Below are 24,614 nucleotides of genomic sequence, written 5' to 3' on the forward strand. Positions count from 1 at the left end.
CGATTAATAAAGTACCGATGAAAGCGCAGAAAGCGATCTCCATAACCCGGCGGCGGCACTGTCCCAGGAACCAAATGGTTCGTATGATGCCATACTTTGTGTTCTTCGAGCAATGCTTGCGGAAAATTAGGTATTCGCGGCATCCGATTCCCCTCCCTGCTTGTTCCTTCTTAAGCTCTCACTCCTATAACGTATGCGCCTTGCGCAGCCGCTGTGATATACGCCAATCAACAAAAAAAGAACCGCCCAACTAGCCCGGGCAGTTCTTCTTGTGGAATACAATTACCAGAAATTACGGCGGCGCTCATCGAATACTCTTCTTACGCAAATATCGAACGTAACCGTTACATCATGATTTCTTCCGAATGAGCAGCAAATTCTTACACAATCTTTATCACGCGTACAGAAGAAGTGGACGACACGGCAGTGGCAGTCAAGCAGGTGCTGGATCGCTCTTGCATCACGGCAGCGAATAGCTCTGACAAGCATTTCCGCAGTGCGTTCGTCTTTCAATTGCCTGAAAATATCGCTTAGCTCTTTTCCTGCTTCTTGCATAGCTTCGACTGCTGGATCCTGTCTGCGGCCACAGCTTTTATGATCGTCTTTGCATTTGCAGTCAGAAGAGATGCGTGCGCGGCTGGATGATTTGCGTGCAGATTTAACACTCTGTACTTTCAATTTCAATTTGGCGGACATTTCTATCCCCCCCTCCCTCTCGAACTTACTCTATTCTATGCAAAGTTGAGAGAGTGGTATGGACGAGTGGCACCCGCCAAACGTTGGAATTTGACTATCCCATTTTTTGTATGACACGACTCGCTCCTGCATACCTATATGTCATACCATTCGAATGGAGGTCTTTGGCTTGGCAGAAAATATGACGAACATGGGCAGTATCGGCAACATGGGAAATATGCCGAACTTAGGCAATATGGGCAATATGGGCAGTATGGGACAGATGAGCGGTATGCCGAATGCCGGCAACATGGGCCAGATGGGGCAGATGAGTGGCATGCCTAACTCCGGCAATATGGGCAACATGGGGCAAATGGGCGGCATGCCGAATGCCGGCAACATGGGCCAGATGGGGCAAATGGGCGGCATGCCTAACGCCGGCAATATGGGCAACATGGGGCAAATGGGCGGCATGCCTAACGCTGGCAACAAGGGCAATATGGGGCAAATGGGCGGTATGCCGAATGCCGGCAACATGGGCAACATGGGGCAAATGGGCGGTATGCCGAATGCCGGCAACATGGGCAACATGGGGCAAATGGGCGGCATGCCTAACGCCGGCAACATGGGCAACATGGGGCAAATGGGCGGCATGCCAAGTGCCGGCAATATGGGCAAAAAGCCGGTTATGGGGCAAATGGGCAAGGAGAATACCGCGCCGATACTCTATGAAGCTGAGCCGAAGCATACGGCTATGGTTATGGAGATTCGCGATCGCGTAATGGGCAAGTGCGGCGGTCACATGCATAAATATGTGTGCGTCCAAACGGTGGATGGCCATGTCTTTGAGGGGACGATTATGCACATCGATAATTGTATTTTGTATTTGCAATGCACGATGAGTGATCCACGCGCCTTTATGAATCCCTACAGCGCCGTACTCCCGCTCGTTCTCTACGAGCTCCTAGTCATTACGCTTTTGTAGCTTAAATAAGTGCCTTTAGAACCTCTGTCCATTCGACAATAGGCTGTCCCTTTTGACACCGACGGTCTACGGTAGCGAAAGCTGTCATAGATATGAATAAATGGAATTGTCGATGAAAAGAGGTGAGCATGCTCATGATCGAACGAATAAACCGGCTTCAGATCGAGCTACCGCCTTCCCCTTATGCGGATGCGAATGCTGCGGCAGCGGTGCAGGAGCTGCTTGGCGGGAAGTTTGGCGAGATGTCGACATTAAACAACTACATGTACCAATCCTTTAATTTTCGCGAGAAAAAGAAGCTGAAGCCGTTCTATGATCTTGTATCCAGCATTACGGCTGAGGAGTTTGGCCATGTGGAGCTTGTTTCCACAGCAATTAATATGGTACTTACTGGGACGACGACTACGGGCGACCCGAATTCAACGCCGCTGAGGGAGGGAGTCAATAAGCGAAACAGCTACTTTTTTATCCAGACCGCTCAAACCTCCTTGCCCGGCGATTCAATGGGCCGCGCTTGGACGGGTGATAACGTGTTCAGCAGCGGGAACCTCGTGCTTGACCTGCTCCATAATTTCTTCTTGGAGTGCGGGGCGCGAACGCATAAAATGCGCGTCTACGAGATGACCGACCATCCGACAGCTCGCGCAATGATCGGATACCTGCTTGTTAGAGGCGGCGTACATGTGCTGGCTTACGCCAAAGCGCTGGAAATCGCAACGGGCGTTGACGTGAAGAGGCTCATTCCGATACCGGATCTTAGCAATAATAGCTTTGAAACGGCGCGAAAATATGAGGCTATGGGGCTAGGCAATAAGCTGTATACATTCAGTCCGAACGACTACAAGGACATCGTCCTCATTTGGAACGGCCAAAATCCGCTTACCGGCGCTCAGCTCGAGGTCATTCAAGGCTCCCCGCAGGGTGCGCCGATGCCTGATTTGAGCGAGGTGCCGGAGGAGTTCGCGCCGGGCATCTCTCAAGAGGACTTTATTGAAATTGCACGGCGGCTCCAAAAGAACGCAGGCCTATAGCCGGCTCAAAATCAACCAACGAAGACCTCCTTATTCGCGCAAAGCGGCTTGGAGGTCTTCCTTGTTCATATTCTCTCGTATTCTTTGTGCTATACTGGGTGCAAAACGAGAGAATGAAGGTGGTTTCCATACAATTTTTGGCGATGCTTACGATGCTTATCGATCATATTGGGCTCGTATGGTTCCCTGATCATATGGCATGGCGAATCATTGGACGGCTGGCGCTGCCCTTCTATGCATTCGCAATTGTGCTTGGCTATTATCGAACCAAAAACGTTCAGCTTTATTTGAAGAGAGTCGCATGGATCGCGCTTCTCTCGCAGCTTCCCTATCAATTTGCCTTTCATCGGCTTGAAGTCAATACCGTAGGCTCGTTGTATGTATGCCTGCTGCTTTTATACCTTCTTGATAAATGGAGAGGACGCCTCCCCCTTCAATGCCTTCTAGCTGCTGTCTTCGCTGGATTGCTGGAATTTTTACCGTTTAGCTACGGTGCTTACGTCCTTCTGCTCGTACTCATCTATCGCTATGCTCAGGTTCACTGGTTTGCTTTGTTTCACTTCTCGCTGAACGTGGTAAGCTTTCTGATAAAGGGCTGGTTCATTCAAGCTTTTAGCATCTTTGCCACTGTACTGATCGTATTTTTGCCCGACTTCATGCGCAGCGCTGACAAAGTGAAAATACCACGTATGGTGTGGCGAAGCTTTTACCCGCTTCATCTGACCCTTATTGCAATCATCTACTATGTTGGAAGCAACCAAAGCTTTAAAGAACTGATACGTACGCTATCGCTCAGCTAATTAATCCGGCAAAGCTGCAATAAGCTGCTCAAGCTCCTGCTTGCAATGCTCGGCGGATTGCCATCCCGGCTCGCTTTGCTGGAGCAGTCTGCGCACGAACATCTTCACGGTCGGCGGAAGCTCCAGATCCTCCTCCCAGCTAAGCTCCGGTTGCCCTTCGCGGTATTCGTAGCCTGCATACATCATGAATAGAAACAAATGCCCGAGTCCAAACAAATCGCTAGCAGGTTCAGGCCGCCTCATATGGCGCTTGGCGCCTGACCAGCTGCTGCTCCGACCGTTATCGTTTTCAATTGGCTCCATTTCCTTAAGCGCTGAGCGCAGCTCTGCTGGCAGCTGCTCCCCGATACGGCAGGAGAGCCCATAGTCGATTAAATACAAACGGCCGCCTTGGTCCATCACATTCGGAATACGTACGTCACGGTGCACGTATCCGGCTTGGTGCAAATAAGCAAGCGGCTGCAACAGCTCCTTAATGACGGTTAACGATTGTTTTAGCGAATAAGTTTCGCCCTGCTCCATTAGCTTATGCTCCAAATTATCGCCTGCTACCAGCTCCATAACAAGCGCTGCATGACGGCCTTGCTTCACATAACGGAGCCACTTTGGAATTTGGGGATGATTCAATTGCTGCAAAATCAAGCTTTCCCGCTCCAGCAGCCATTTGCCGGTTTCTTTCTTGCTAGGCATGCTGCGTTTGAGTAAAACCTGATGACCCGTGACCATATCGGAGCATGCATAGGCTTGGCCATAGCTGCCCCTCCCGATAAAGTGTTCAATGCGGTATCGTCCCAACCAAACCTTTCCGTTTGGAAGCGGATAATCCCGCCAATGGCTGATCATATCCTTACATTTGCTCGCCACTAAAGTCCACATCTTTATTTCACCCCCAGCAGCTATTGCTGTTGTCGATTATCCGCCTTGCAGAAACTTTGACGATAAAAATTCGTACTACTTCCATATGAGAGCGTACGCTTTCGATCCATGCAATGTTTCAATAAACATGGGCATTGCATTCCGTTTTTTTCACAAACTCTCTTTAGGGGGCTGCAAATATGTTAAAACATCTTCTCAAACGTTTATTATATTCATTAATGGGACGCAAGCAGCATCGTCATCGCCGTTACAGCAGCAGCGATTACCGGAATAGCCAATATCGTCGTCCGCATCGCGGGCATGGCTATTATAAGAAGAAGTACAGCAGCTATTCCAGCTAACACATGCAGAAAAAGTCGAATATGTTAGAAAAGTGTATGCAAAATAAACAAAATCCTGACGAGAGATTCATAAGAGGCTAAAAGGTTTACGTTAGAATAGGGGAAATTGATCGGAGGTGTTATAGGAAATGATGAAAATCGTTACCTTCAAAAGTCGCTCTGTCCCTGTTTATTATCCTAACGAACAATCCGCATCCTTAGAATTGCTTCATCATAAATTGTACGAATTGGAATTGGATTTTGATTTCCGCAAAAAGTGGAGAAGAATTAAATCGGTAGAAATGGTACGTGATGTAGCCATTTTCCAGTATAACGACGGCACGAAGCTTTATCTTGAAGTATGCTGAATAACGATAGAAAAAAGACCTGATCGCGCACGCTTCATGTGCCTTGTCAGGTCTTTTATATTTTTGCCCCTTCCGGCGTGTAAAAAAAAAGAATGCCCCGCAGCCAGTTCCTATCGCTGCCGGGGCATTCTTGCCGCTATTATCAGCTATACCTTGAACCTCAAAATTTCCTTTTGCAGGTGCTCCGCCATATTGGCAAGCATAGCAGACGCCGCTGCTATTTCTTCCATAGAGGCAGTCTGCTGCTGCGCGGCGGCAGCCACCGTCTGCGTTCCTGAGGCACCCTCCACCGCTATATCGACAACCTCTTTTATAGACTGCATGACTTGCTCCGTGCCTGCTGCAATGCCTGTTGCCGCTTCTGACACCTCATCGATTTGCTGGGCAACCTGCATAACCTCATCCCGTATCGAGCCGAACATGCGTCCTGCACCCTCAACGGCATCAATACCGCCGGACACCACGTTGCCCGCTTCATTCATCGCAAGCACGACGCGCTCTGTCTCCGTGCCGACTGCCATTACGACTTTAGCAATGTGCTCGCTGGACTCCCGCGTTTGCTCCGCAAGCTTACGTACCTCGCCTGCTACAACCGCAAACCCTTTTCCATGCTCGCCTGCCCTTGCCGCTTCGATCGAAGCGTTAAGCGCGAGCAGATTCGTTTGCGCGGAGATGTCGGATATGACTTGTACCATTCTAACAATTTCATTAGAGCGAGTGCCCAGCCCTTGAACCGCTAAAGCAAGACTATTAAAGGATTGCTCTATCGTTTCCATTTGAGAAACAGCCAGCGAAAGCGCCTCGCTTCCTTCTATTGCTTTATCGGATGTTTTCTTGGCCAAATGCGATACTTGGTCTGTGCTGTCCGCAATTTGCCTTACGCTCGCAGACATGCCATGAATAACCTGATAGCTTTGCTCTGCGGTAGCTGATTGCCTCTCCGCTCCGTCAGCAACCATCTGGATCGTATAGGCAATATGCTCGCTTGCCTCACTCGTTTGCTCGCCGCTAGCCATCAGCTCCTCGGAGGATGAGGCTACCTGATCGACGCTCCGACCAACCTCGCCCACGAGCGTCTTCAACTGGACCACCATAGCATTAAAGCTATTTGCAAGCAGGCCTACCTCGTCTTGGCGCTTGCATACGATAGGCTCGATTTGCAGATTTCCCAGCGCTACCTCATTTGCGAGCTTTGAAACCTGCTTAATCGGCTTCGTCAAACGGCGGGTAAAGAGCATTGCCGCTGCTATTCCGACTACAATCGTGATCAACAACGTAACGACTGTCACTTTAATGATTTGATTGGCGCTTTGATTAAAATCCATCATATACGTGCCTGAAGCCACAATCCAGCCCCAGTGCGGGTCCTTCTCCAAATAAATAACTTTAGACGCCATTTCATCCACCGTACCCGGAAGCGTCCAATCATAATAAACAAATCCGCCGCCGGATTCCGCTTTCTTGAGGAAAGCTTCTGTAATGGGAAGCCCCAGCTCCGAATCGACTGCAAGCTCGCCATGACTGTTCTTCAGCCCAATAAGGCTAGTTCCTTCCGTACTCGGATGAGCCACCATGATGGAATCAGTGTCAAAAGCAAAAGGATAGCCATTTTTACCAAGGTCAATATTTTTGTTGATAGGCCGCTTGCCTGCTGCATCCTTCGGACCGAGCATCGACACCTTCACGAATTCCTCTGCCGCTGCGCGGTCAATCGCGCCCGATTTCACCTGCGAATCCAGCATTGCGATTAAACCAATCGTGCTTTTCACACTGTTTTTAAGCTGTTTCTGACCGCCGCTATCAAGCCCCTTCACCGCGGATTCATAGCTGAGGGCGCTAACTAAAAGGCTAGGTATAAGCAAGAGCGACAAACATAGCAGCATGATCTGCAAACGAATGTTTGGTTTCATGGATCGGAAATTGTTTCGCATACGGAATCGTTTCACTGGACAATACCCCTTTTGGTCTATTTCTCTGTTGTAACACTCGAGTGCCGAAACATAGACAGGTCAAGCACATCAGGCTCCTGCGGTTTGCCGAGCAGATATCCCTGCACGTAATTGCAGCCCCATTCGCTCAGCAGCTCATATTGCTCCTTGTATTCGACACCCTCGGCGATAACCTCAAGTCCCAGCTTATGAACAAGCTTAATTATGCCTTCGACGATAACCCGTTCCGCACTATGCCGATCAATCTGTTTGATAAAAGACTTATCGATCTTCAGGGCTTGAACCGGAAGTTGCTTTAAATTCGATAGAGAAGAGTAGCCGGCGCCAAAATCATCAAGCACGATGCGCACGCCTGCCGCGCGCAGCCAGCTGAGATTGGACAAGGCCACATCCGAGGAGTTCATCATCGTATTTTCCGTAATTTCGAGCTCAAAGCAGGAAGGGTCCAGCTTATGCTCCTTTAGCGCGTTTAGAATCATCTGGGAAAAAGTTGTATTCTGCAGCTGCAATGGCGATACATTTATCGACATTATCAAATTATTGAGGCTGTATTCACTCATATTTGCATGCATTCTGCATGATTCCCGCAGCACCCATTCACCGATAGGAACGATCAGGCCGCTATGCTCGGCAATGGGGATAAATTCCGAAGGCGTAATCTCGCCCAGCTCCTCGTGATGCCAGCGAATCAGCGCTTCGAATCCTCTCAGCTTGCCATCGCTGATCCGATAGATCGGCTGATAGCTGAGGTGGAACTGCTGCAAATATAGTGCCGGCCTAAGCGCCGCTTCGATATCGATGCGCCGGTTAAGATGAATGGTGTCCTCCGTATTATAAAACCTCGCCCGGTTGCCGCCTTGTTCCTTGGATTGGTATAAGGCCGACTCCGCCCGGCAAATCAGCTGCTCGCTGGTCCGTCCATCCTGTGGAAATAATGTCGCTCCGATACTGGTAGTCAAATATAGCTCCGTTCCATCGACATCAATTGGACGCTCGATCGCATTTTTTATTTCTTCTACCGCTTGCAAGCTCTGATGCTCATCATGCTCAACCGGCATCGCAACCAAGAACCGGTTTCCTCCGACCCTGCTCACCGTTGTTGAAACCGCTCTTGCATCAGCCAGTCGCTTCCCCATGATGATCAGCACATCATTGCCAAATTCCGTTCCCTTTGTTTCGTTCACGCGATAAAACCGATCCAAATCGACCAATGCCACCACCATACGCTTACCTGTCGCACGTACGACATTTACGGCCACTTCAAGCTGTGCAAAAGCTTCGTTGCGACCAGGCAAACCGGTCAACGCATCCATTTCCTCCAACCACCGTCCTAGTTCTAAAGTTACAATCATTCTGTCATACATTCATTAGAAAAATTTAGGGGATATCTTTAGGAGAGTGTTAGATAATTTAATAACTGCCTTAACAACCTTGCTTATAAACAAAAAAAAGAACCATTCCGCTGACGCGAAATGGTTCCTCAAGAGAAAAACAATTTAACCGTAATTAGCTTTGGCTCATGCTGCTTGTATGCTCAGCCATATACTTGTAACCGAATCCCCAAACCGTACGGATCAACCTTGGTTCCTTCGGGTTCTGTTCGATCTTCTTGCGAAGATTGACGATATGTACGTCAATGGCACGGTCTGTCACGAAGGAGTCAAAGCCGCGAATCGTATTTATTAGTTCTTCCCTGCTGAACACCTTGCCGGGGTAAGCTAGAAATAGCTTCATCAGCTCGTACTCCGAGAAGGTTGTCTCAACGAGTTGGCCGCGAACAAGCAATAGACGCCTTTCAAAATCAAGCTGGATCGGCTCACGATCGTCAAGCACTTCTACCGCTGCTGCAGATTGCTGCTTCGTTTCTGCCTGCATCGTATTCGAACGACGAATTAACGCTTCTACCCGAGCTGTCATTTCATGCATGCTAAATGGCTTGCACATGTAGTCATCTGCCCCAGCCTTCAAGGCTTGGACCCGCTCAGACACTTCACTCTTCATAGAAAGAATCATAATGGGTACGTTAGAGCGCTTTCTAATGAGTGAACAAACCTCCATACCGTCCAAATCGGGCAAAATCAAATCAAGCAGCACCAAATCAGGCACAAACTCTGACGTGAGCTTCAACCCTTCGTCCGCTCTGTAGGCTTGCATGACGGAATAGCCTTCTTCTGATAAATACATAGACAGCATATCACTCATCATGACGTCATCTTCAATAACTAAAACTTTATACATTGTCGTCACCCTTTTTGAGGATTGAAGATTTCTGTCGAATATTTAACGTATCTCTACTATACAATACGGAAATTAAAGGAACAACAACTTGTTAGAAATTTGTTAGGATTTATTGTCGAATACTTCTTTAGCATAACGAAGTTCCGCCAACAGCTGCTTCAGCTTCAACTCCAGTTGGTCAATCGCCGTATGAAGCGTCTCTATTTCAAGCTGCGGCTGCTTAACGATACGTTCCACCTCGCATACCGCCTCTAACAACTCATAAGCAGACAAATAACCCGCTGCTCCCTTTAAAGTATGTGCCATGCGCTTGACTATCGTTATCTCTGAATCTTTGAGCGCGATCCGCAGCTTATCGGCAAAAGAGTCATAATCGAGCATGAACTGCTCCATCATATGAAGCAGGATCGGAAGCTTGCCGTTAACTCTTGCCAGAGCGCCCGCCACATCCATTCCGGCAATGGCCGGCAACGAGCTGCCTTCTGCTGCTTCCGATAGATTGGAACGCTTGGACTTGGCATGACCCTCATGCATCGTCTCCGTCTTCTCGACTGGCTCTTTGCCCTTCTTCAGCCAATAGGCAATGACCGTATGCAGCCGATCCGAGGAGATCGGCTTGGTCACTACATCGTTCATGCCAAGCTTCAAGTAACGCTCATGATCGTTGCGAAGAACGTTGGCAGTCACTGCAATAATAGGAAGATCATCGTATATCGGCTGGGTCCGAATTAAGCGAACCGCTTCCGAGCCATCCATCACCGGCATATGAATATCCATCAATACCAGATCCCAGTGTTCTTCCATAAGCCTGTGAAGCACTTCCTCGCCATTCTCTGCTAAGCCTACCTCGTAGCCCTGCTCCTTCAAAATTTCAATCGCTACCAATTGATTGATCTTATTGTCCTCGGCTAACAGAATGCGCGTATTCGAACCGTTTCTCCGCTTCTCTACAATTTGAGGCACTGTTTCCTGCTCGCTTACGCCGGTCCCTTTCTGCTCAAGGACACTTTCGATCGCGCGCAGCATGCCTTTGCGCATGATCGGCTTGATAAGCAGCGTGACCGGCCTTTGCTCGGCAGGCAGCTGCATCATCTCATCGCGCCCATAGGAAGTTGTCATCGCAATCGTCTTCACGCCAGCCGCTTCCGCATCGCTGTGGAACTCAAGCCAGGTTTCCGCGCCATACATATCCGGCATTTCCATATCCAGCACGATGAGCCTCGGCAATGCGCCCGCTCCAATGCGGCGTAGGCGGTCACGGGCCATTTTCCAAGAATGGAACGCGATAGGGGTTAAGCCGAAGGATTCGATAATTTCGCTCCAATGCCCTCTCATCTCGTCGTCGTCCTCTACGATCCACACCAGCTGCTCCTTCAAATCCGGCCGAACTTGGCTTCGCTGCTCCGTATACTTGTGAATGACGGTGAACGGCAGCGTAAAGCAGAACTGGCTGCCCACGTAGGCTTCGCTAGAAACCTCTAGCCTGCCGCCCATCAGCTCAACCAACGTTTTGGAAATGACCAGACCAAGGCCGGTTCCGCCAAACTTCCGGGTCGTTGACCCATCCGCCTGCGTAAAGGGCTTGAACAGCTTGTCCACCTGCTCTGCGCTCATGCCGATGCCTGTATCCGAGATGCTGAACCTTAGGCTTACCCCCTTATCCGACTCCTCCGCAAGCTCTACCTTCATCCTCACGCGTCCCCGGTTCGTAAACTTAATGGCATTCATGCACAGGTTGAGAAGAACCTGCTCAAGCCGCAGCGCATCTCCAATGATCGTCTGAGGCATGTGCTCGGGCATATCGACAATAAATTCGAACTGCTCCTTGCCTCCCATAAAGACGCTTAATTGGTCAGTTATGCGGTGCATGAGCTCATCCGGTTGGAACGGCAAACGTTCAATATCCACCTTGCCTGCCTCGATTTTGGAGAAATCCAAAATATCATTAATAATGCGCAGGAGCGTCTCGGAGGATGTATTCATCTTATCCATATAATCCTTCTGTGACGCAGAAAGCCCGGTCTTGCGCATCAACTGAGTCAAACCTATGATTCCGTTCAACGGGGTTCGAATCTCATGGCTCATCAGCGCAAGGAACCGGCTCTTCGCCTGATTCGCCTCCTCCGCTTCAAGCGTGGCGCGCACAAGCTCCTCTTGCACGATTTTCTGCTCGGAAATATCACGGGCGATGCAGGAGAAAAACAGTTCTCCCGTATTTTCATCCAAATGGGCAACGACGACCATCGACACATGCACCGTCTCGCCATTGCTCTTCAGCAGCTGCGCACCGCTCTCCCAGAAGCCATATTCTTTAGCCAGCATAGCGCCATTCACAAGCTCGGAATACATCTCCGACTGGGAATGCTGCTTAACGGTATATTCGCCGTCAATCGCGTCTTGCAGGCCTAACATCTCTCTGCCGGCTCGATTCATATAGACGACTTTGCCGTCGGAGTTGACGGAAGCGATCAGGTCCTTTGCCGATTCCACAATGTCGAGCAACCGGTTGCGCGTTTTCTCCATGTGCTTGCGATCTGAAATATCCAAAACCATGCCTACGACACCCGAGAAGCGGCCATTCCGGTCACGCAAGCCATTCGAGCTGTGCAGCGTCGGAATCCGCGTGCCGTCTTTATGTATAAAGGTCCACTCTCGCTCATAGGAGAAGGACTGTCCGCGAAGCTCCTTAAAGAGATCAATGCCAGGCTGCACTTCCCTGCCAAGCTCGATGGACAGCTTCTCCGCTTCCACGCGAATTTCATCCAAATCCATGAACAATAGCGGCGTTGCGATCCCGGCCAGTTCCTCGCTTTTATAGCCCAGCATCTCTTCTGCCGTTTGGTTCAAATAGGAAATTTTATATTGATCGTCAAGCACGATGAAAGCATACTGGTTCTGGTTAATAATTGCCTCAAGCCGGTCGAACATTTCCTGCAGATGCTCCATCATGCCGTTGACGGAATGGCCTAGCTGACCGAGCTCATCATGCGGCTCAACCTCCAGGTGCTCAGCCTCGAAGCGCCCAGCCGCAGCATGCTCCGTCACAACAAGAATTCGCTCCAAGCGCTTAACAATACGTTCAAAATAAAGAAAGAAAAAGATAACAATGATGACCTCCGAGACGGCGATGGTCGTAAAAATCCGCCAAAAGATCGGCTTCATCTTCTCTTGCAGCTTCGACATCGGCTCCTGCAGCGCAAAACGCCATGGCGTATCATTCACCTTCGTGTGGAAGACCGCGTAATCCTTGCCTTCTATCGTTAAGCTCGTCATACCCTCTTGCGAGTCCAACAATTTGTTAGCAATCGGGTGCAAGGGGGACTGCTTATCGAACAGGCTCGCAAGCGTCTGCGTATCGGCATCCGAATGATAAAGGATGCCGCCCCGGTCATTGAATAAACGAATGATCGAGTTCTCTTCTGCAAATTCAATAAATGGCTGCAGCGTCGAAAATACGAAAGAAGCATATACGACCCCTTTTATTTCATTCTTGGCCCCATAAACAGGGACAACGATAAGCGATTGCCTCGTATCCGAGAACGTTGGCGTTACAGGGTCTGTAATGACTACCTCCCCTTTGATAGCCTCTTGGAAGAATGACTCGCCGCTCATATCCACCCTTCTGCCATCGGTACGCAGGCCGAGTCCATTCTCGTCGACGAAGCCAATCGCGTGATAGATGAATCCGCCGCGGATAAGCTCACGCCCAAAATAATTAAGCCGCTCCTCATCCGTACCGAATCGCACCACTTCCGTGCGGCTCATGACGACAACCTCCGCCTTGCGAATAGCCATCCATGACGCCAAAATGTTAGCGCGATTGCTTTGCCGGCTGCTTGTCTTCTCGATTTCCGATTGAAGCATCGCTTCCTTCACTGCGGAATAGTTGCCCACCCCGGCAATCAAAAGCGGGATAAAAGAAATGAGAACAATCAATATCAACCCTTTTGTGCGTAACGACACTTTTTTCAAGCCGCTTTCTCCTCCCGCTCCGCCTTATCTTTACCGAAATTGTCGAACTTTGACACTATTATACCTCTTTTAACTTGCACCGGGAGAATAAAAAAACGCTAGATCCAGCATGCCGCATTAGCGCGGTCAGCTTCTCTAGCGTTTCATTTGTTTCAGTCTGCAACATATAGCCTGCAACAAGAATTATATCCTTACTCAGAGGCAAGAATCGATTCAATGCGGCTAAGCTCGTCATCGCTGAAATCCAAGCGGTTAAGGGCTGCAACATTGTCGTCTACTTGCTCAACGCGGCTTGCGCCGATCAAGGCTGATGTCACCTTGCCGCCTCTAAGTACCCATGCAAGCGACATTTGGGCAAGCGTTTGACCTCGCCCCTCGGCAAGCTCATTAAGCAGCTTGACCTTATTCAGCTTGCTATCCGTAATATGATCTGCCTTAAGGAATACGCTTGGTCCTCCGGCGCGTGAATCAGCAGGAACCCCGTTCAAATAACGGTTAGTCAGCAAGCCTCCTGCAAGCGGCGAGAACACGATAGAGCCAATGCCTTCTTGCTCCAGCACATCCTGCAGTCCATCCTCGATCCAGCGATTAAACATCGAATACGATGGCTGATGAATAAGGAATGGCGTGCCGAGATCTTTCAAAATAGCTGCCGCGCGAGCCGTTTGCTCCGCGTTATAGTTAGAAACGCCGACATACAGCGCTTTGCCTTGCCTAACGATATGATCAAGCGCTCCCATGGTCTCTTCAAGCGGCGTGTCCGGATCCGGACGGTGATGGTAAAAAATATCGACATAATCTAGCTTCATGCGCTTCAAGCTCTGATCCAGGCTTGAAACCAAAGATTTCCGAGAGCCCCACTCGCCATAAGGCCCGTTCCACATATGATAGCCTGCTTTTGTCGAAATGATAAGCTCATCCCGATAGGCAGCAAGGTCTTGCTTTAAAATTTGCCCGAAAGTTTCTTCGGCTGAGCCCGGAGGCGGTCCATAGTTGTTCGCAAGGTCGAAATGGGTGATGCCTAGGTCGAATGCGCGGTGAATCATAGCTCGTCCGTTCTCCAAACGGTCAACCCCGCCGAAATTATGCCATAGCCCAAGGGAAATAGCTGGCAGCTTCAAGCCGCTGCGTCCGACGCGATTATACTTCATGCCCTCATACCGATTGTTAGCCGCTAAATAAGTCATGTTCGATATCCCCTCAACCATTTATTAGTAAATCTCATCCCATTTGGAATAAAAATGAAGCTACGTCTATTGTACATCTGTAAGCGGACAAAGGAAACTCTCTTTATCTTGCAAGTTTTTTGTCCAGCTTAAGGTGCGGACTGTTTCGAATCGTTTCCTCGAAGAAGCCTGGCTGCTCGCTCACGAGCCGCACCCATGCCTTCACGCAGAGCGGATCAAAGTGACGCCCGCTCTCCTTCACAATAATCTCCATGGCATCCTCATGCGACATTGCTTTTCGATAAGAACGCGAAGAGGTTAAGGCATCATAAACATCTGCCACGGCGGTTACTCTTGCCAGCAGCGGAATCTGCTCTCCAGCCAGTTGATCGGGGTAGCCGCTGCCATCCCATTTCTCATGATGAGAGCGTATAACGGAAAGCTCTTCCGGCATAAAGCCTAATCTCTTGCACAGATCGTATCCCGAAACGGGATGCTCCTCAATTACGCAGCGCTCCTCGGGAGTAAGCTTCCCGGGCTTGTTCAAAATCGTATCCGGAATGCGCAGCTTGCCAACATCGTGGACAAGGCCGCCCTGCGCGATAGCTCTTAGATCGCCGGAAGTAAGCTCAAGCTCCTCGCCTAGCTTCAGAGCATATAAAGCAACCCGGTAGTTATGGCCTGCCGTATACGAATCTCTCGCCTCTGTTGTCATGACCAGCTCCCTTACGCTGGTTGACATGTAGGTGTTGATCCAGTCGCGCGGATTAGCCCGGAACATCAGCTTAACGGAAGCGGAAATCGACTTGGAGCTGACATACTGATTGACAATGCCTATGACCATAACGATAACGGCGGCAAGCAGCAGGAAATGGTACAGCCACCAGCTCATATCCCAAGTATGGCCGCTTACAATAATGATTTGAGCGATAATCATCCAGCCGGAGCTATATACAATAGCCATTTGAAGAGGGAATCGGGAGGATAAGTAAGTTTTCAAATAGCGGTATATCGTCCAGCTGTTCAGGCCAATAACGAAAATACTGATGAGCCACTTCATCGAAAGCTCTTTCAGATGGAATGTGCCGGTGATTTCAGGATTAAACCAAAGCACCGCGCAAAAAATGAGCAGCAAAAATGTCCACACCGGAAGCAGCAGCCGCTGCCAATGCGCAAACCATTTAATGAGAGGCTGATCCACGGAAACCGAGGACATCCATAGCCAGACGACCGCTAGCATTACGCTAAGCTGGGCAGCATTGCTTGCAATGCTGGCATGATGCATCAGAAACCCGGGCGTAGATAAGCCATGCAGCACAAACATCGCCGTTAGGGACACATAGGATAACGATAAAAAACTAATCTTAATATTGCGAAGCTGTATAGCGACAAATCCGACCGCGACCGCTAAAGCCAGCGAGAGAGCAGATACGAGACTGACAATATAGAAATGCTCCTGCGGCGCATTGATGCTCTTATCCATCTCAGAGCCGCGCAATATGTAATAGCCCGTCAAAGGGATAAGCATCGATAGTGACAAGCGTATGAATACTCCCGCATTTTTGCGCAAGCTTATTCCTCCTACAACTTACATAGTCATATATTTGTTTATCTAACCACAAAGGCTCTGGATGGCTTCTCTATTTGGAAAAAGACTATTCATTCAGTATTAAAAATAAGCTCGAATTTTGTAGGATAATGTTGGAATATATTCTATTACTATAATACCATCCCTCCAGCCTCCTTTAAACAGCGAAATTTATGTCGAAATATGAGGTTGCCCATTTCCAGCAAATCATTTGCAAGCACATCATGTTATGTTCTTTATTTATATCATTAATACGGATCGACAAAATCAGCAAGTTATATTTTTATGTTAGATTAAGGTTTTTTCATGCTTGTTTTGTTATAGTAATGAAAGAAAGGCAAAACGAAGGGAGTTTATGGAATGACTAACAAGGACTCGCAGTCCAACAAAGAGCCAGAAAAAGAATTGGACGCGAAAGAAGAACGTTTTACGCTCGACAAGGAAGAGCGGCAGGACAAGCTTTCAAATGAAGATGCGGCTATCGAAGCGGAGCTTCTTAATGATTCCGACGGAGATTTGCCAGAAGCATCAAACGACGATATTCGCACAGCAGCGGCAGGTGCAGAGAGCGTTCATGAAGCGCCAAAAGGCGGAGGCGGAAAAGCATGGATGATCGTCTCGGCCGTTCTGGCGATTTTGCTCATCGTCGTGCTAATTAAGCCGCCATTTGGATCCAGCAACGAAACCGTGGCAACTGTCAACGGTGTCAACATAGGCAAGGACAGGCTGTATGATGAATTGCTTAAAGCAGGCGGCCCGGCTACGCTTGAGAACCTCATTACGCAAGAGCTTATTATGCAAGAAGCAAAAGCAGCTAGCATCACGGTTACCGATGCTGACGTCGATTCCGAAATCGCGCTCATCAAGAAGAGCTTCGGAACGGACGAGCAGTTCAATTCTACGCTTGCTCAGTACAACATGACGCTTGACAGCTTGAAGAAGGATACAAAAATCAATCTGACGATCCGTAAAATTTTGGAGCCAAAAACAGATGTTACGGAAGATGAGATTAAACAATACTACGATGCGAACAAGGATCAGCTCGGCACGCCTGAGCAAATTCAAGCATCGCATATCTTGGTAGCTACCAAAGAAGAGGCTGACGCCATTCTCGCTCAGCTTAAGCAAGGCGGAGATTTCGCAGCAATCGCGAAGGAGAAATCAATCGACCCAGGCTCGAAGGATAACGGCGGCGATCTTGGATTCTTCGGCAAAGGCGCAATGGTTCCTGAGTTCGAAGAGGCTGCTTTCGCACTGAAAGTTAATGAGATTAGCGGCGTTGTTCAATCCGAGCACGGTTTCCATATTATTAAGAAAACAGCTGAGAAAGCTGCAGTCGTTCCAACCTTCGAAGAGAAGAAGGAAGAGATCAAGAAGCAGCTTGTTGCTACGGAAGCAAATGAGCTATCTGAAGCATGGATGAATGATATTCGCGCCAAAGCGAAAATCACAAATTCATTGACTCCGGCGGCATCTGCAGACCCTGCGGCTACTGAAGCTCCAAAAGCTGAATAATCGAAGTTAAACAAAGGGGCAGCGCCTCGCAGAGCTTAATGGCCTGCGGGACGCTGCCCCTTTTTTGGGGTTCGAACGTGTGAAATAAAAAAATAAAGCCATCCTTTGCCCGGAGGGAGGAGCTCCGGATGGCTTTGGCTTCGGAAAATGCAAGAGGATGTCGGTAGTTGTCGTCGCATGGCTGCATGTTTTGGCGGATCGTCATAACCTGCTGCTTTCTGAAGTTAATCTATTCTATGCGAATCTCTTAAATAGGAGTAGATGTTTGATTTACTAGATTAGACTATTTTTAAACCTGCATCTTCTTTATGCTTGATGAGCCGACGGATGGCGGGGATAGAGGTATGACGCCATAGGCATGAGCAGAACGGGCACGCCAAACGAGATTGTACGAGATCGTGCATAATGAATATGATATGATGGGAACAATATGTCATTCATCTATTAATTGGAGGGAAATAAAGTGAGCAACTACGAGGTACGCAGCTACAAGGATACGTTTACGCTATATGAATTAACGGAGAAAAGCACCGACTCACGCGTGCTTGTATGTCCGGAGCGAGGCGGTATCGCAATCGGCTGCCAGCTGAATGGTTTGGAACTCTTTTATCTGGACAAGTCGACATTCGAGCATCCAACCGCGAACATTCGCGGCGGCAATCCGATCTTGTTCCCGATCAGCGGCCAGCTTGAAGGACAAGCTTATGAATGGAACGGCCAAACGTACAAAATGGCTAACCACGGGGTAGCCCGCACGGCTGTATGGGAGGTTGTCGGCACCAAAGCAGAGGACGAGGCTTCCATTACGATTCGCCTGCAAAGCAATGAAGAAACGCTTCGCTCCTACCCTTTTGACTTCGAGCTGCTGTTTACTTACGTGCTCAAAGACGGCGAACTACATACACGCCAGCAATACCGCAATTTGAGCGAAGCAGCCGCTATGCCTTTCTATGCAGGCTTCCACCCTTACTTTGCGATAGATTCAGGCAAAAAGATTGCTTACGATATCGACGCTACCCGCTACCTCGACTACAACGATAATATCGAGAAGCCGTTTGATGGCGTCATTGATTTGGAAGGGCTTGTTGAGTCCGTTACCTTGCTTGATCCTAAGAAAAGCGAAATTTCCTTCCGCGGCTTGCAAGGCGCCCTTGTTCGTCTGACTTACGATGACATTTTCAAATATATGGTGTTATGGTCAGTCAACGATCGTCCGTTCGTATGCGTAGAGCCATGGATGGCTAAGAATGGTGAGCTGAATCGCCAAGAGGAGCTCGTTATGCTAGAAGCTGGCGGAGTACTGCATGCTAACCTAACGATTAGCTGCGAGCGTTAAGCCCGTTCTACCTGCCTTAAAAAAATAGGGAAGCCTTGCTCGCTCTGAGAATATTCTCAGGGCAAGCAAGGCTTCCCTTATTTCTTAGCTATTTTGCTGCTAGATGTTAATACCCTTCGCCTTGGCCGCCTGTAACGATAGCGATGCCAGAGCTTGCCCCAATGCGCGTTGCGCCGGCCGCGAACATTTGCAGCGCCGTTTCACGGTCGCGTACGCCGCCCGATGCCTTCACGCCAAGGTCAGGGCCAACGGTACTGCGCATAAGCGCGATATCCTCTGCCGTAGCTCCGCCTTTGCCGAAGCCTGTCGACGTTTTTACGAAGTCGGCCCCTGCTTTTTTGCAAATGGCACTTGCCGTAACCTTCTCTTCGTCTGTCAGAAGTCCGGTCTCCAAAATAACTTTAAGCAAGGCATGTCCTTTAACGGCAGCCACTACTCCTTCAACGTCGCGCAGCACGCCTTCAAGATCGCCTGATTTCAGCAGCCCGATGTTCAGAACCATATCTACCTCAGTCGCTCCATCTTCAATGGCAAACTTAGCTTCCGCAGCCTTGGACCTCGTTGTGGTTGCCCCAAGCGGAAAGCCAACAACCGTTGTAATTCCGACTCCCGACCCTTTCAGCTCTTCAGCAGCAGCCGATACCCAGCCCGGATTCACGCACACCGTTGCAAACTGATATTGCTTAGCCTCGCGGCATATTTGCAATACTTCTTCCCGCGTCGCGTCCGCCTTTAAAATGGTATGGTCGATCATCGCCGCTATTTCAGCGGACGTGAAATTAGTAACATTGCCCATTATTGTTCCTCCGATTCATCTCATACTATTCTAAGTGCTGGCAAAACGCCGCCAAGGCGCATTATCACTAGCTTATCCTATCCAAATCATAGAAAGAGATATGCATATTACGTTTTATTATACGTAGCTTTCAAAAAAACAACAATAATTTACTGCCATAAATGCCATACATTCACTTTCGATTGCATGTTCAAGGAGCCTTAGACTTATGGGCTTCTTTTTTTGCCATGCCGCATAAATATTAATGCTTAAGTGCTGTGGACAAACGAATTATTGTGTTCTATTCTTTACTATATACTAACATTCTTATCCAGTATGGACAGCAGAAGAGGTGCGCAGCTTGACCCTGATTTCAAAACCGAATCGCGAAGCCGATTTATTCCGCAGCGCATTCCAATACGCCCCAATCGGTATGGCTTTAGTTGATTTAGACGGCCGCATTATGGTAGCTAATCCCTCCGCTCAAACGATGCTGGGCTACGAGGAGAATGAGCTTTGCAGCTTTAACTATGCACAGATTACCCATCCAGACGATCTAGAGCAGGATGACCGCTATGTGAAGCAGCTTTTGGATGGCGAAATAGATACGTATCAAATGCATAAGAGATATTTCAAAAAGTCCGGCGAAACGTTGCCCGTGCTGCTCTCCGTATCGCTTGTATACGATCAGCAGGGAGAGCCGCTTCATTTTATATCTCAGATAATGGATATATCCGATGAAAAGAAAGCGATATCAGAAGTAGAGCAGCTGACACTGCGAATTTCCAACATTTTGGAGAGCATCTTGGATGCCTTCTTCTCGCTCGATGAGCAGTACCGGTTTATTTATACGAACGAAGCGGCGCAGACGCTGTTTAGAAAAAGCGGGAAAGAGCTGATCGGACGCAACATTTGGGAATTGTTCCCCTGGTTAGTCGGATCTGTTAGCCAGAAGGAATATAAGATCGCGATGGAGCACAACCAGCAGCGGCTGTACGAGCAGTTTGTTCCGATGCTGAACCAATGGTTTGAAGCGAATGTATACCCTTCGGAGTTCGGGCTCTCCGTTCACTTCCGCCAAATTACGGAGCGCAAGCGGACAGCCGACCAGCTGCAGGAAAGCGAAAAAAGCTTCAGGCTGCTTGCCGAGAACTCAAGCGATATGATTTCCAAGCACAATCGGGATGGCTTATTTACTTATGTCTCCCCTGCTTGTTATACGCTGCTTGGCTATCGGGACGATGAGTTGATCGGGCTGTCGCCCTTCCAGCTGTACCATCCCGATGACCATCAGCGGATGCTCGACAATCAAGAGCTGATATACAAAAATGCTGACGCTAGCGCCATCACTTACCGAATAAGGCGCAAGGATGGCACCTATCGCTGGTTCGAATCCACGTCTCGCGTCGTCTTCCACGACGGGGATCGTACGCAAACCTTGGTCTCGGTATCCAGGGATATTACCCCGCGCAAAGAAATTGAGCTGAAGATGCTGGAGCAATATCAAATTTTGCATGCTCTCTCTCACATTGACGAGCTGACGAACATCGCGAACAGGCGAACATTCGATGAATCATGGAACAACGAGTGGGAGGATGCGCAGCGCCATCATATGCCAGTCACGCTGATGCTGGGCGATATCGACAATTTCAAAGCCTACAATGATACGTTTGGGCATCAAAAAGGCGACGAATGTCTCAGACAGATCGCCGCCGCCATGCGCAGCGCCTTGAAGCGCCCGCTCGATATAGTCGCCCGTTACGGAGGCGAGGAATTCGGCATTATTTTGCCGCAAACGAGCAAGGAGCGTGCCGCTACAATCGCGCACCGGCTGCTCGAAGCGGTGAGGCAGCTGCAAATTCCCCACGCCGAAGAAGCCAGCAATCCTTTTGTCACGATCAGCATCGGCTCTGCCACTTGGAAGCCCGATTGCTCCTATACGCAGGACGAGCTGTTCACCCAAGCGGACAAAGCGCTTTATCAAGCGAAGCGCGAAGGGAAAAACCGCTACGTCTCCCAGTAAATCTACGCGATCGTAGCGCTGCCTTGCAGAGCTACGATCGCACCCCTTCCGCTATTTGGTTCTCCCGCTTCAGCCGCCTCTCATACAAGAAGTACACGACCAAATAAATAAGGAAAAACACGCTCGACACCAAATACATCGTGGCATAGTTCGACCATGTAGCAACGAGCCCAAGCAGCATCGCACCACTGCCGATTCCAATATCAAAGGCATTATAGAACGTAGCTGTCGCCACGCCTCTGCGCTGCGGCTCTACTCTGTCGATCACCCATGCCTGCAAGCCGGGGAAAATCGCCCCAAAGCCGAACCCGTAAAACACCGCCGCAAGCAGCAGCATCCCCGTAGATTTTGTTAGAAAGAGAATCACGCAGCCCACTATGCAAAAAATAGCCGCCGGGAACAGCACCCAGAACCGCCCTCTTGTATCAAAAATCCGCCCGCTCACAAATCGAATCAGAAATTCGCTTATAGCGAGCACTAAGAAGAAGAAGCCGATGTTTTCCACGCCCGTCTCTTTGCCGAACAAAGTAATAAAACTGATAATTCCTCCAAGGGATAAGCCAACTAACGTCCCGAGCAGGGATGGCATCAAGGCTCTAGGCTCCACGAACCTAAGCATCAGTGATGTGTTTGCTGCTGATGCCACCTGTGCCTTTGCCCGCTCTTCGCGTGAGTCCCCCTGTACAAAGGCCGTACAGATGATGGCGATAAGCAGAATACAAGCGCCGACAATGAACAAGACGGAGAAGCCAAACTCCTCCATTAACCAAATGCCAAGAAAAGGCCCGAGCGAGATCGCTACCGCGTTGCCCGTTCCGAAGAAGCCCATTCCCTCGCCTCTGCGCGTGGCAGGAATAATGTCGGAGGCGACTGTCCCGTACAAGGTCGTTGAAATACCGAAGCCCACGCCATGCACGATTCGAAGCATGAGCATCATCGTGATCGTAACCGCCGCATAGTAGCTGGCCGTTCCGATTAAGCAAATCGCTACGCCGACGAGCAGCAGCAGCTTTTTGCCGAATTTATCGGATGCCATGCCGACAAAGGGCCGCAACAATACAGCTGAGAACGTAAATAAGCCGATGATAAGTCCGATTTGTGCATCCGTGCCGCCTTTATTCGCCGCAAACATCGGCAGCGTCGGCAGCAGCATTTCGAGCGATAAAAATAAAAACAGGTTGGATAAAATCAACAAAATAAATGGTTTGGTCCAAAGCGTTTCCTTCACTGTTGTTTTCCTCTCGTATTGCCCGTATTTGCGTGCAGCTTTTACTCATTATATCTAATATACAATTTCAAAATGCCGATTTATACTATAGGTACTGTGTACTAGTCTAACAGACATTTCGGGAAAAGAGGTCACCATTTATGCATTTACTTAGCGAGCGCGAACAAGCCGGGGGCCGTATTTTCGCCTCTTTCCTGACCCAGCTCCTTCGTAATTATATTTTCGGATCAACGGTCGCAGTGCTCGGAGTTGGCGGCATCGTCGTGTTTTCCACGCTTTCGATCCCGGCCAATGAACGCTTTCTGTTAGGCATCATCATGATTAGCTCGCTTCTCATTATGTTCGTTTGCGAGCTCTTTGTCTTCTATCGGCAGCTTCGCCCTATTCAAGCTATTTTCAAAAATGCACATCCGACGTCCGAGCAGCTCAAAACGGCTTATCTCCAAACGCATCAATTTCCTACATTAGCGGTTAAACGTACCTTTGGTCCGCATTTTCTCGGTTTGCTGCTGCCTGCTGTCAGTATGGCATTCGCGTTCATAAAGCTAGGGTTTCTAAAGCTGCCCTATTCGTACATCGGGATTGCAGCCGCGGTCGCCTTAATGATTGCAAGCATGCATGCGATGATCGAGTTTTTCTTATCGTCCAAAGCGATCAGGCCTGTCGTTACCTTTATCCGCGATCAGCATAAGCAATTATATATGCAGGATATTACGCTTGGCGGCCGCGTGCTCGTTTCCATCCGCACAAAGTTTAGGCTTAGCGCCTTTTTGATCGGAACGCTGCCTTTATTGCTGTTTGGACTGGCTTCGCAAATTAGGCTCGACCATCTTCAAAGTGAAGGCACCATGGCTTACTGGCAGTGGGCGGGCATCATTCTCATCATCGGTGTCATTTACTCGCTTCTTGGAGCATCGCTGCTGTCCCGCAGCATTGAAGATCCCATACATACGATTCAAAATGGCATGAGCAGCGTGCAAGCCGGCAATTTCAACTCGAGCGCAGCAGACGTGTACTCCGATGAGTTCTCCAAGCTTGTTGCCGGCTTTAACCATATGGTGAATGGGCTGAAGGAGCGCGAGCAGCGCAACAATCAGCTTCTGCAAAGCTATTTCATGACTTTGGCGGCAGCACTGGACGCGCGCGATACGTATACGGCAGGCCATTCCACTAGGGTAGCCCGCTTCTCCGTACAAATCGGCAGGCTGGACGGCTGGTCCGAGAGCGACATCGATATTCTTCACAAAACGGCTCTGCTCCATGATATCGGCAAAATCGGCGTACGTGACGCCGTCCTCCTTAAAGAAGGCCGGCTCACCGACGAGGAATTTGATCAGATCAAACTTCACCCTGTGCTTGGCGAAAATATTTTGAAGCAAATCGAGCCTGCCGACGCGATGGCTGATCTGCTGCCTGGCGTGCGCTCGCATCATGAGCGCTATGACGGCAAGGGTTATCCCGATGGGCTCGCCGGGACTGACATCCCGCTGTTTGGCCGTGCAATCGCCATAGCGGATGCCTTCGATGCAATGACCTCCGACAGGCCATACCGGAAGGGAATGACCTATGAGCGCGCCCTCTCGATTATAGAGGACGGCAAGGGCACCCAATGGGACCCTAAGCTCGCACAGCTGTTCATTGACTCGCTGCGTGAGAAGGCAAACGAGGGCGAAGAAGCTTCCTAATACATATAAGAGCCATCCGGCAAGGTAATATTCCTTCTCGGATGGCTCTTTCTAAGTTCTGATTATATAAGTGCTGGTAATATA

At 49.4% G+C, this 24,614-nt stretch carries 19 protein-coding genes; 9 read left to right on the forward strand and 10 right to left on the reverse strand.

Annotation, left to right across the window (positions count from 1 at the left end; all coding sequences use genetic code 11):
- Nucleotides 1-282: 282 nt before the first annotated feature.
- Nucleotides 283-696 carry a hypothetical protein gene (locus A7975_RS23005; protein ID WP_053372953.1) on the reverse strand — a complete coding sequence of 138 codons (414 nt, stop codon included), beginning with the start codon at nt 694-696 and terminating at the stop codon, nt 283-285.
- Nucleotides 697-865: 169 nt separating this feature from the next.
- On the opposite strand from A7975_RS23005, the gene A7975_RS23010 reads away from it, so the two are divergent.
- From A7975_RS23010 to A7975_RS23020, 3 genes are all read left to right on the forward strand, one after another.
- Nucleotides 866-1,660, forward strand: coding sequence for a hypothetical protein (locus A7975_RS23010; RefSeq protein WP_065386657.1), 795 nt, complete (start codon nt 866-868; stop codon nt 1,658-1,660).
- Between the two features lie 134 nt (nt 1,661-1,794).
- On the forward strand, nt 1,795-2,691 hold the full coding sequence (locus A7975_RS23015; RefSeq protein WP_053372954.1) for a manganese catalase family protein: 897 nt from the start codon (nt 1,795-1,797) through the stop codon (nt 2,689-2,691).
- A gap of 113 nt (nt 2,692-2,804) precedes the next feature.
- A complete protein-coding gene (locus tag A7975_RS23020) occupies nt 2,805-3,491 on the forward strand; it encodes a TraX family protein (protein ID WP_082198393.1) in 687 nt (228 codons plus the stop codon).
- On the opposite strand, the gene A7975_RS23025 is transcribed toward A7975_RS23020, so the two are convergent.
- Complete coding sequence (locus A7975_RS23025) at nt 3,492-4,367, reverse strand: serine/threonine protein kinase (protein WP_065386658.1); 876 nt, start codon at nt 4,365-4,367, stop codon at nt 3,492-3,494. It abuts the gene before it with no gap.
- Nucleotides 4,368-4,546: 179 nt separating this feature from the next.
- Between A7975_RS23025 and A7975_RS34295 the strand changes: the two genes are divergently transcribed.
- Nucleotides 4,547-4,708 carry a hypothetical protein gene (locus A7975_RS34295; protein ID WP_176707789.1) on the forward strand — a complete coding sequence of 54 codons (162 nt, stop codon included), beginning with the start codon at nt 4,547-4,549 and terminating at the stop codon, nt 4,706-4,708.
- A 128-nt stretch (nt 4,709-4,836) separates the two neighbouring features.
- Nucleotides 4,837-5,055, forward strand: coding sequence for a hypothetical protein (locus A7975_RS23030; RefSeq protein WP_053372957.1), 219 nt, complete (start codon nt 4,837-4,839; stop codon nt 5,053-5,055).
- 146 nt (nt 5,056-5,201) lie between these two features.
- Here the strand turns inward: A7975_RS23030 and A7975_RS23035 are convergent, their stop codons facing one another.
- The 6 genes from A7975_RS23035 to A7975_RS23060 all read right to left on the reverse strand — a co-directional run bounded on the left by A7975_RS23035 (nt 5,202) and on the right by A7975_RS23060 (nt 15,950).
- Nucleotides 5,202-6,986, reverse strand: coding sequence for a methyl-accepting chemotaxis protein (locus A7975_RS23035; protein WP_065386881.1), 1,785 nt, complete (start codon nt 6,984-6,986; stop codon nt 5,202-5,204).
- 35 nt (nt 6,987-7,021) lie between these two features.
- On the reverse strand, nt 7,022-8,317 hold the full coding sequence (locus A7975_RS23040; protein WP_065386659.1) for a putative bifunctional diguanylate cyclase/phosphodiesterase: 1,296 nt from the start codon (nt 8,315-8,317) through the stop codon (nt 7,022-7,024).
- A gap of 193 nt (nt 8,318-8,510) precedes the next feature.
- On the reverse strand, nt 8,511-9,242 hold the full coding sequence (locus A7975_RS23045; protein WP_053372960.1) for a response regulator transcription factor: 732 nt from the start codon (nt 9,240-9,242) through the stop codon (nt 8,511-8,513).
- A gap of 102 nt (nt 9,243-9,344) precedes the next feature.
- Nucleotides 9,345-13,205 carry a response regulator gene (locus A7975_RS23050; RefSeq protein ID WP_255314526.1) on the reverse strand — a complete coding sequence of 1,287 codons (3,861 nt, stop codon included), beginning with the start codon at nt 13,203-13,205 and terminating at the stop codon, nt 9,345-9,347.
- Nucleotides 13,206-13,405: 200 nt separating this feature from the next.
- Entirely contained in the window at nt 13,406-14,401 is a 996-nt protein-coding gene (gene mgrA / locus A7975_RS23055; RefSeq protein WP_053372962.1) for an L-glyceraldehyde 3-phosphate reductase, read from the reverse strand.
- 103 nt (nt 14,402-14,504) lie between these two features.
- Nucleotides 14,505-15,950 (reverse strand): HD-GYP domain-containing protein, encoded by a 1,446-nt coding sequence (locus A7975_RS23060; protein WP_141680390.1) that lies wholly within the window; start codon nt 15,948-15,950, stop codon nt 14,505-14,507.
- 378 nt (nt 15,951-16,328) lie between these two features.
- Here A7975_RS23060 and A7975_RS23065 point away from each other — a divergent pair, with 378 nt between their 5' ends.
- Together A7975_RS23065 and A7975_RS23075 are read left to right on the forward strand one after the other, a co-directional pair.
- Complete coding sequence (locus A7975_RS23065) at nt 16,329-17,483, forward strand: peptidylprolyl isomerase (protein WP_065386661.1); 1,155 nt, start codon at nt 16,329-16,331, stop codon at nt 17,481-17,483.
- Between the two features lie 463 nt (nt 17,484-17,946).
- A complete protein-coding gene (locus A7975_RS23075) occupies nt 17,947-18,819 on the forward strand; it encodes an aldose epimerase family protein (protein WP_065386663.1) in 873 nt (290 codons plus the stop codon).
- Between the two features lie 106 nt (nt 18,820-18,925).
- Here A7975_RS23075 and deoC read toward each other — a convergent pair whose 3' ends face one another.
- Nucleotides 18,926-19,615 (reverse strand): deoxyribose-phosphate aldolase, encoded by a 690-nt coding sequence (gene deoC, locus A7975_RS23080; protein WP_053372964.1) that lies wholly within the window; start codon nt 19,613-19,615, stop codon nt 18,926-18,928.
- 340 nt (nt 19,616-19,955) lie between these two features.
- Here deoC and A7975_RS23085 point away from each other — a divergent pair, with 340 nt between their 5' ends.
- Nucleotides 19,956-21,617, forward strand: coding sequence for a PAS domain S-box protein (locus A7975_RS23085; RefSeq protein ID WP_053372965.1), 1,662 nt, complete (start codon nt 19,956-19,958; stop codon nt 21,615-21,617).
- Nucleotides 21,618-21,648: 31 nt separating this feature from the next.
- Here the strand turns inward: A7975_RS23085 and A7975_RS23090 are convergent, their stop codons facing one another.
- Nucleotides 21,649-22,845: an MFS transporter gene (locus A7975_RS23090; RefSeq protein WP_053372966.1), complete on the reverse strand. Its 1,197-nt coding sequence runs from the start codon at nt 22,843-22,845 to the stop codon at nt 21,649-21,651.
- Nucleotides 22,846-22,985: 140 nt separating this feature from the next.
- On the opposite strand from A7975_RS23090, the gene A7975_RS23095 reads away from it, so the two are divergent.
- The gene (locus A7975_RS23095; protein ID WP_065386664.1) at nt 22,986-24,530 is read left to right on the forward strand and encodes an HD-GYP domain-containing protein; all 1,545 of its coding nucleotides are present in this window, start codon (nt 22,986-22,988) and stop codon (nt 24,528-24,530) included.
- The last annotated feature ends 84 nt before the right edge of the window (nt 24,531-24,614 follow it).

It is taken from the genome of Bacillus sp. FJAT-26390 (assembly GCF_001682865.1).
Classification (GTDB): Bacteria; Bacillota; Bacilli; order Paenibacillales; family Paenibacillaceae; genus Pristimantibacillus.

Excerpts from the sequence above, each read along its gene's own strand:
- A7975_RS23025 (WP_065386658.1), bottom strand. The coding sequence starts at position 4,367 with ATGTGGACTTTAGTGGCGAGCAAATGTAAGGATATGATCAGCCATTGG.
- A7975_RS23040 (WP_065386659.1), bottom strand. The coding sequence starts at position 8,317 with ATGGATGCGTTGACCGGTTTGCCTGGTCGCAACGAAGCTTTTGCACAG.
- A7975_RS23020 (WP_082198393.1), top strand. The coding sequence starts at position 2,805 with ATGAAGGTGGTTTCCATACAATTTTTGGCGATGCTTACGATGCTTATC.
- A7975_RS23015 (WP_053372954.1), top strand. The coding sequence starts at position 1,795 with ATGATCGAACGAATAAACCGGCTTCAGATCGAGCTACCGCCTTCCCCT.
- A7975_RS23035 (WP_065386881.1), bottom strand. The coding sequence starts at position 6,986 with ATGCGAAACAATTTCCGATCCATGAAACCAAACATTCGTTTGCAGATC.
- A7975_RS23045 (WP_053372960.1), bottom strand. The coding sequence starts at position 9,242 with ATGTATAAAGTTTTAGTTATTGAAGATGACGTCATGATGAGTGATATG.
- mgrA (WP_053372962.1), bottom strand. The coding sequence starts at position 14,401 with ATGACTTATTTAGCGGCTAACAATCGGTATGAGGGCATGAAGTATAAT.
- deoC (WP_053372964.1), bottom strand. The coding sequence starts at position 19,615 with ATGGGCAATGTTACTAATTTCACGTCCGCTGAAATAGCGGCGATGATC.
- A7975_RS23065 (WP_065386661.1), top strand. The coding sequence starts at position 16,329 with ATGACTAACAAGGACTCGCAGTCCAACAAAGAGCCAGAAAAAGAATTG.
- A7975_RS23095 (WP_065386664.1), top strand. The coding sequence starts at position 22,986 with ATGCATTTACTTAGCGAGCGCGAACAAGCCGGGGGCCGTATTTTCGCC.
- A7975_RS23030 (WP_053372957.1), top strand. The coding sequence starts at position 4,837 with ATGATGAAAATCGTTACCTTCAAAAGTCGCTCTGTCCCTGTTTATTAT.
- A7975_RS34295 (WP_176707789.1), top strand. The coding sequence starts at position 4,547 with ATGTTAAAACATCTTCTCAAACGTTTATTATATTCATTAATGGGACGC.
- A7975_RS23005 (WP_053372953.1), bottom strand. The coding sequence starts at position 696 with ATGTCCGCCAAATTGAAATTGAAAGTACAGAGTGTTAAATCTGCACGC.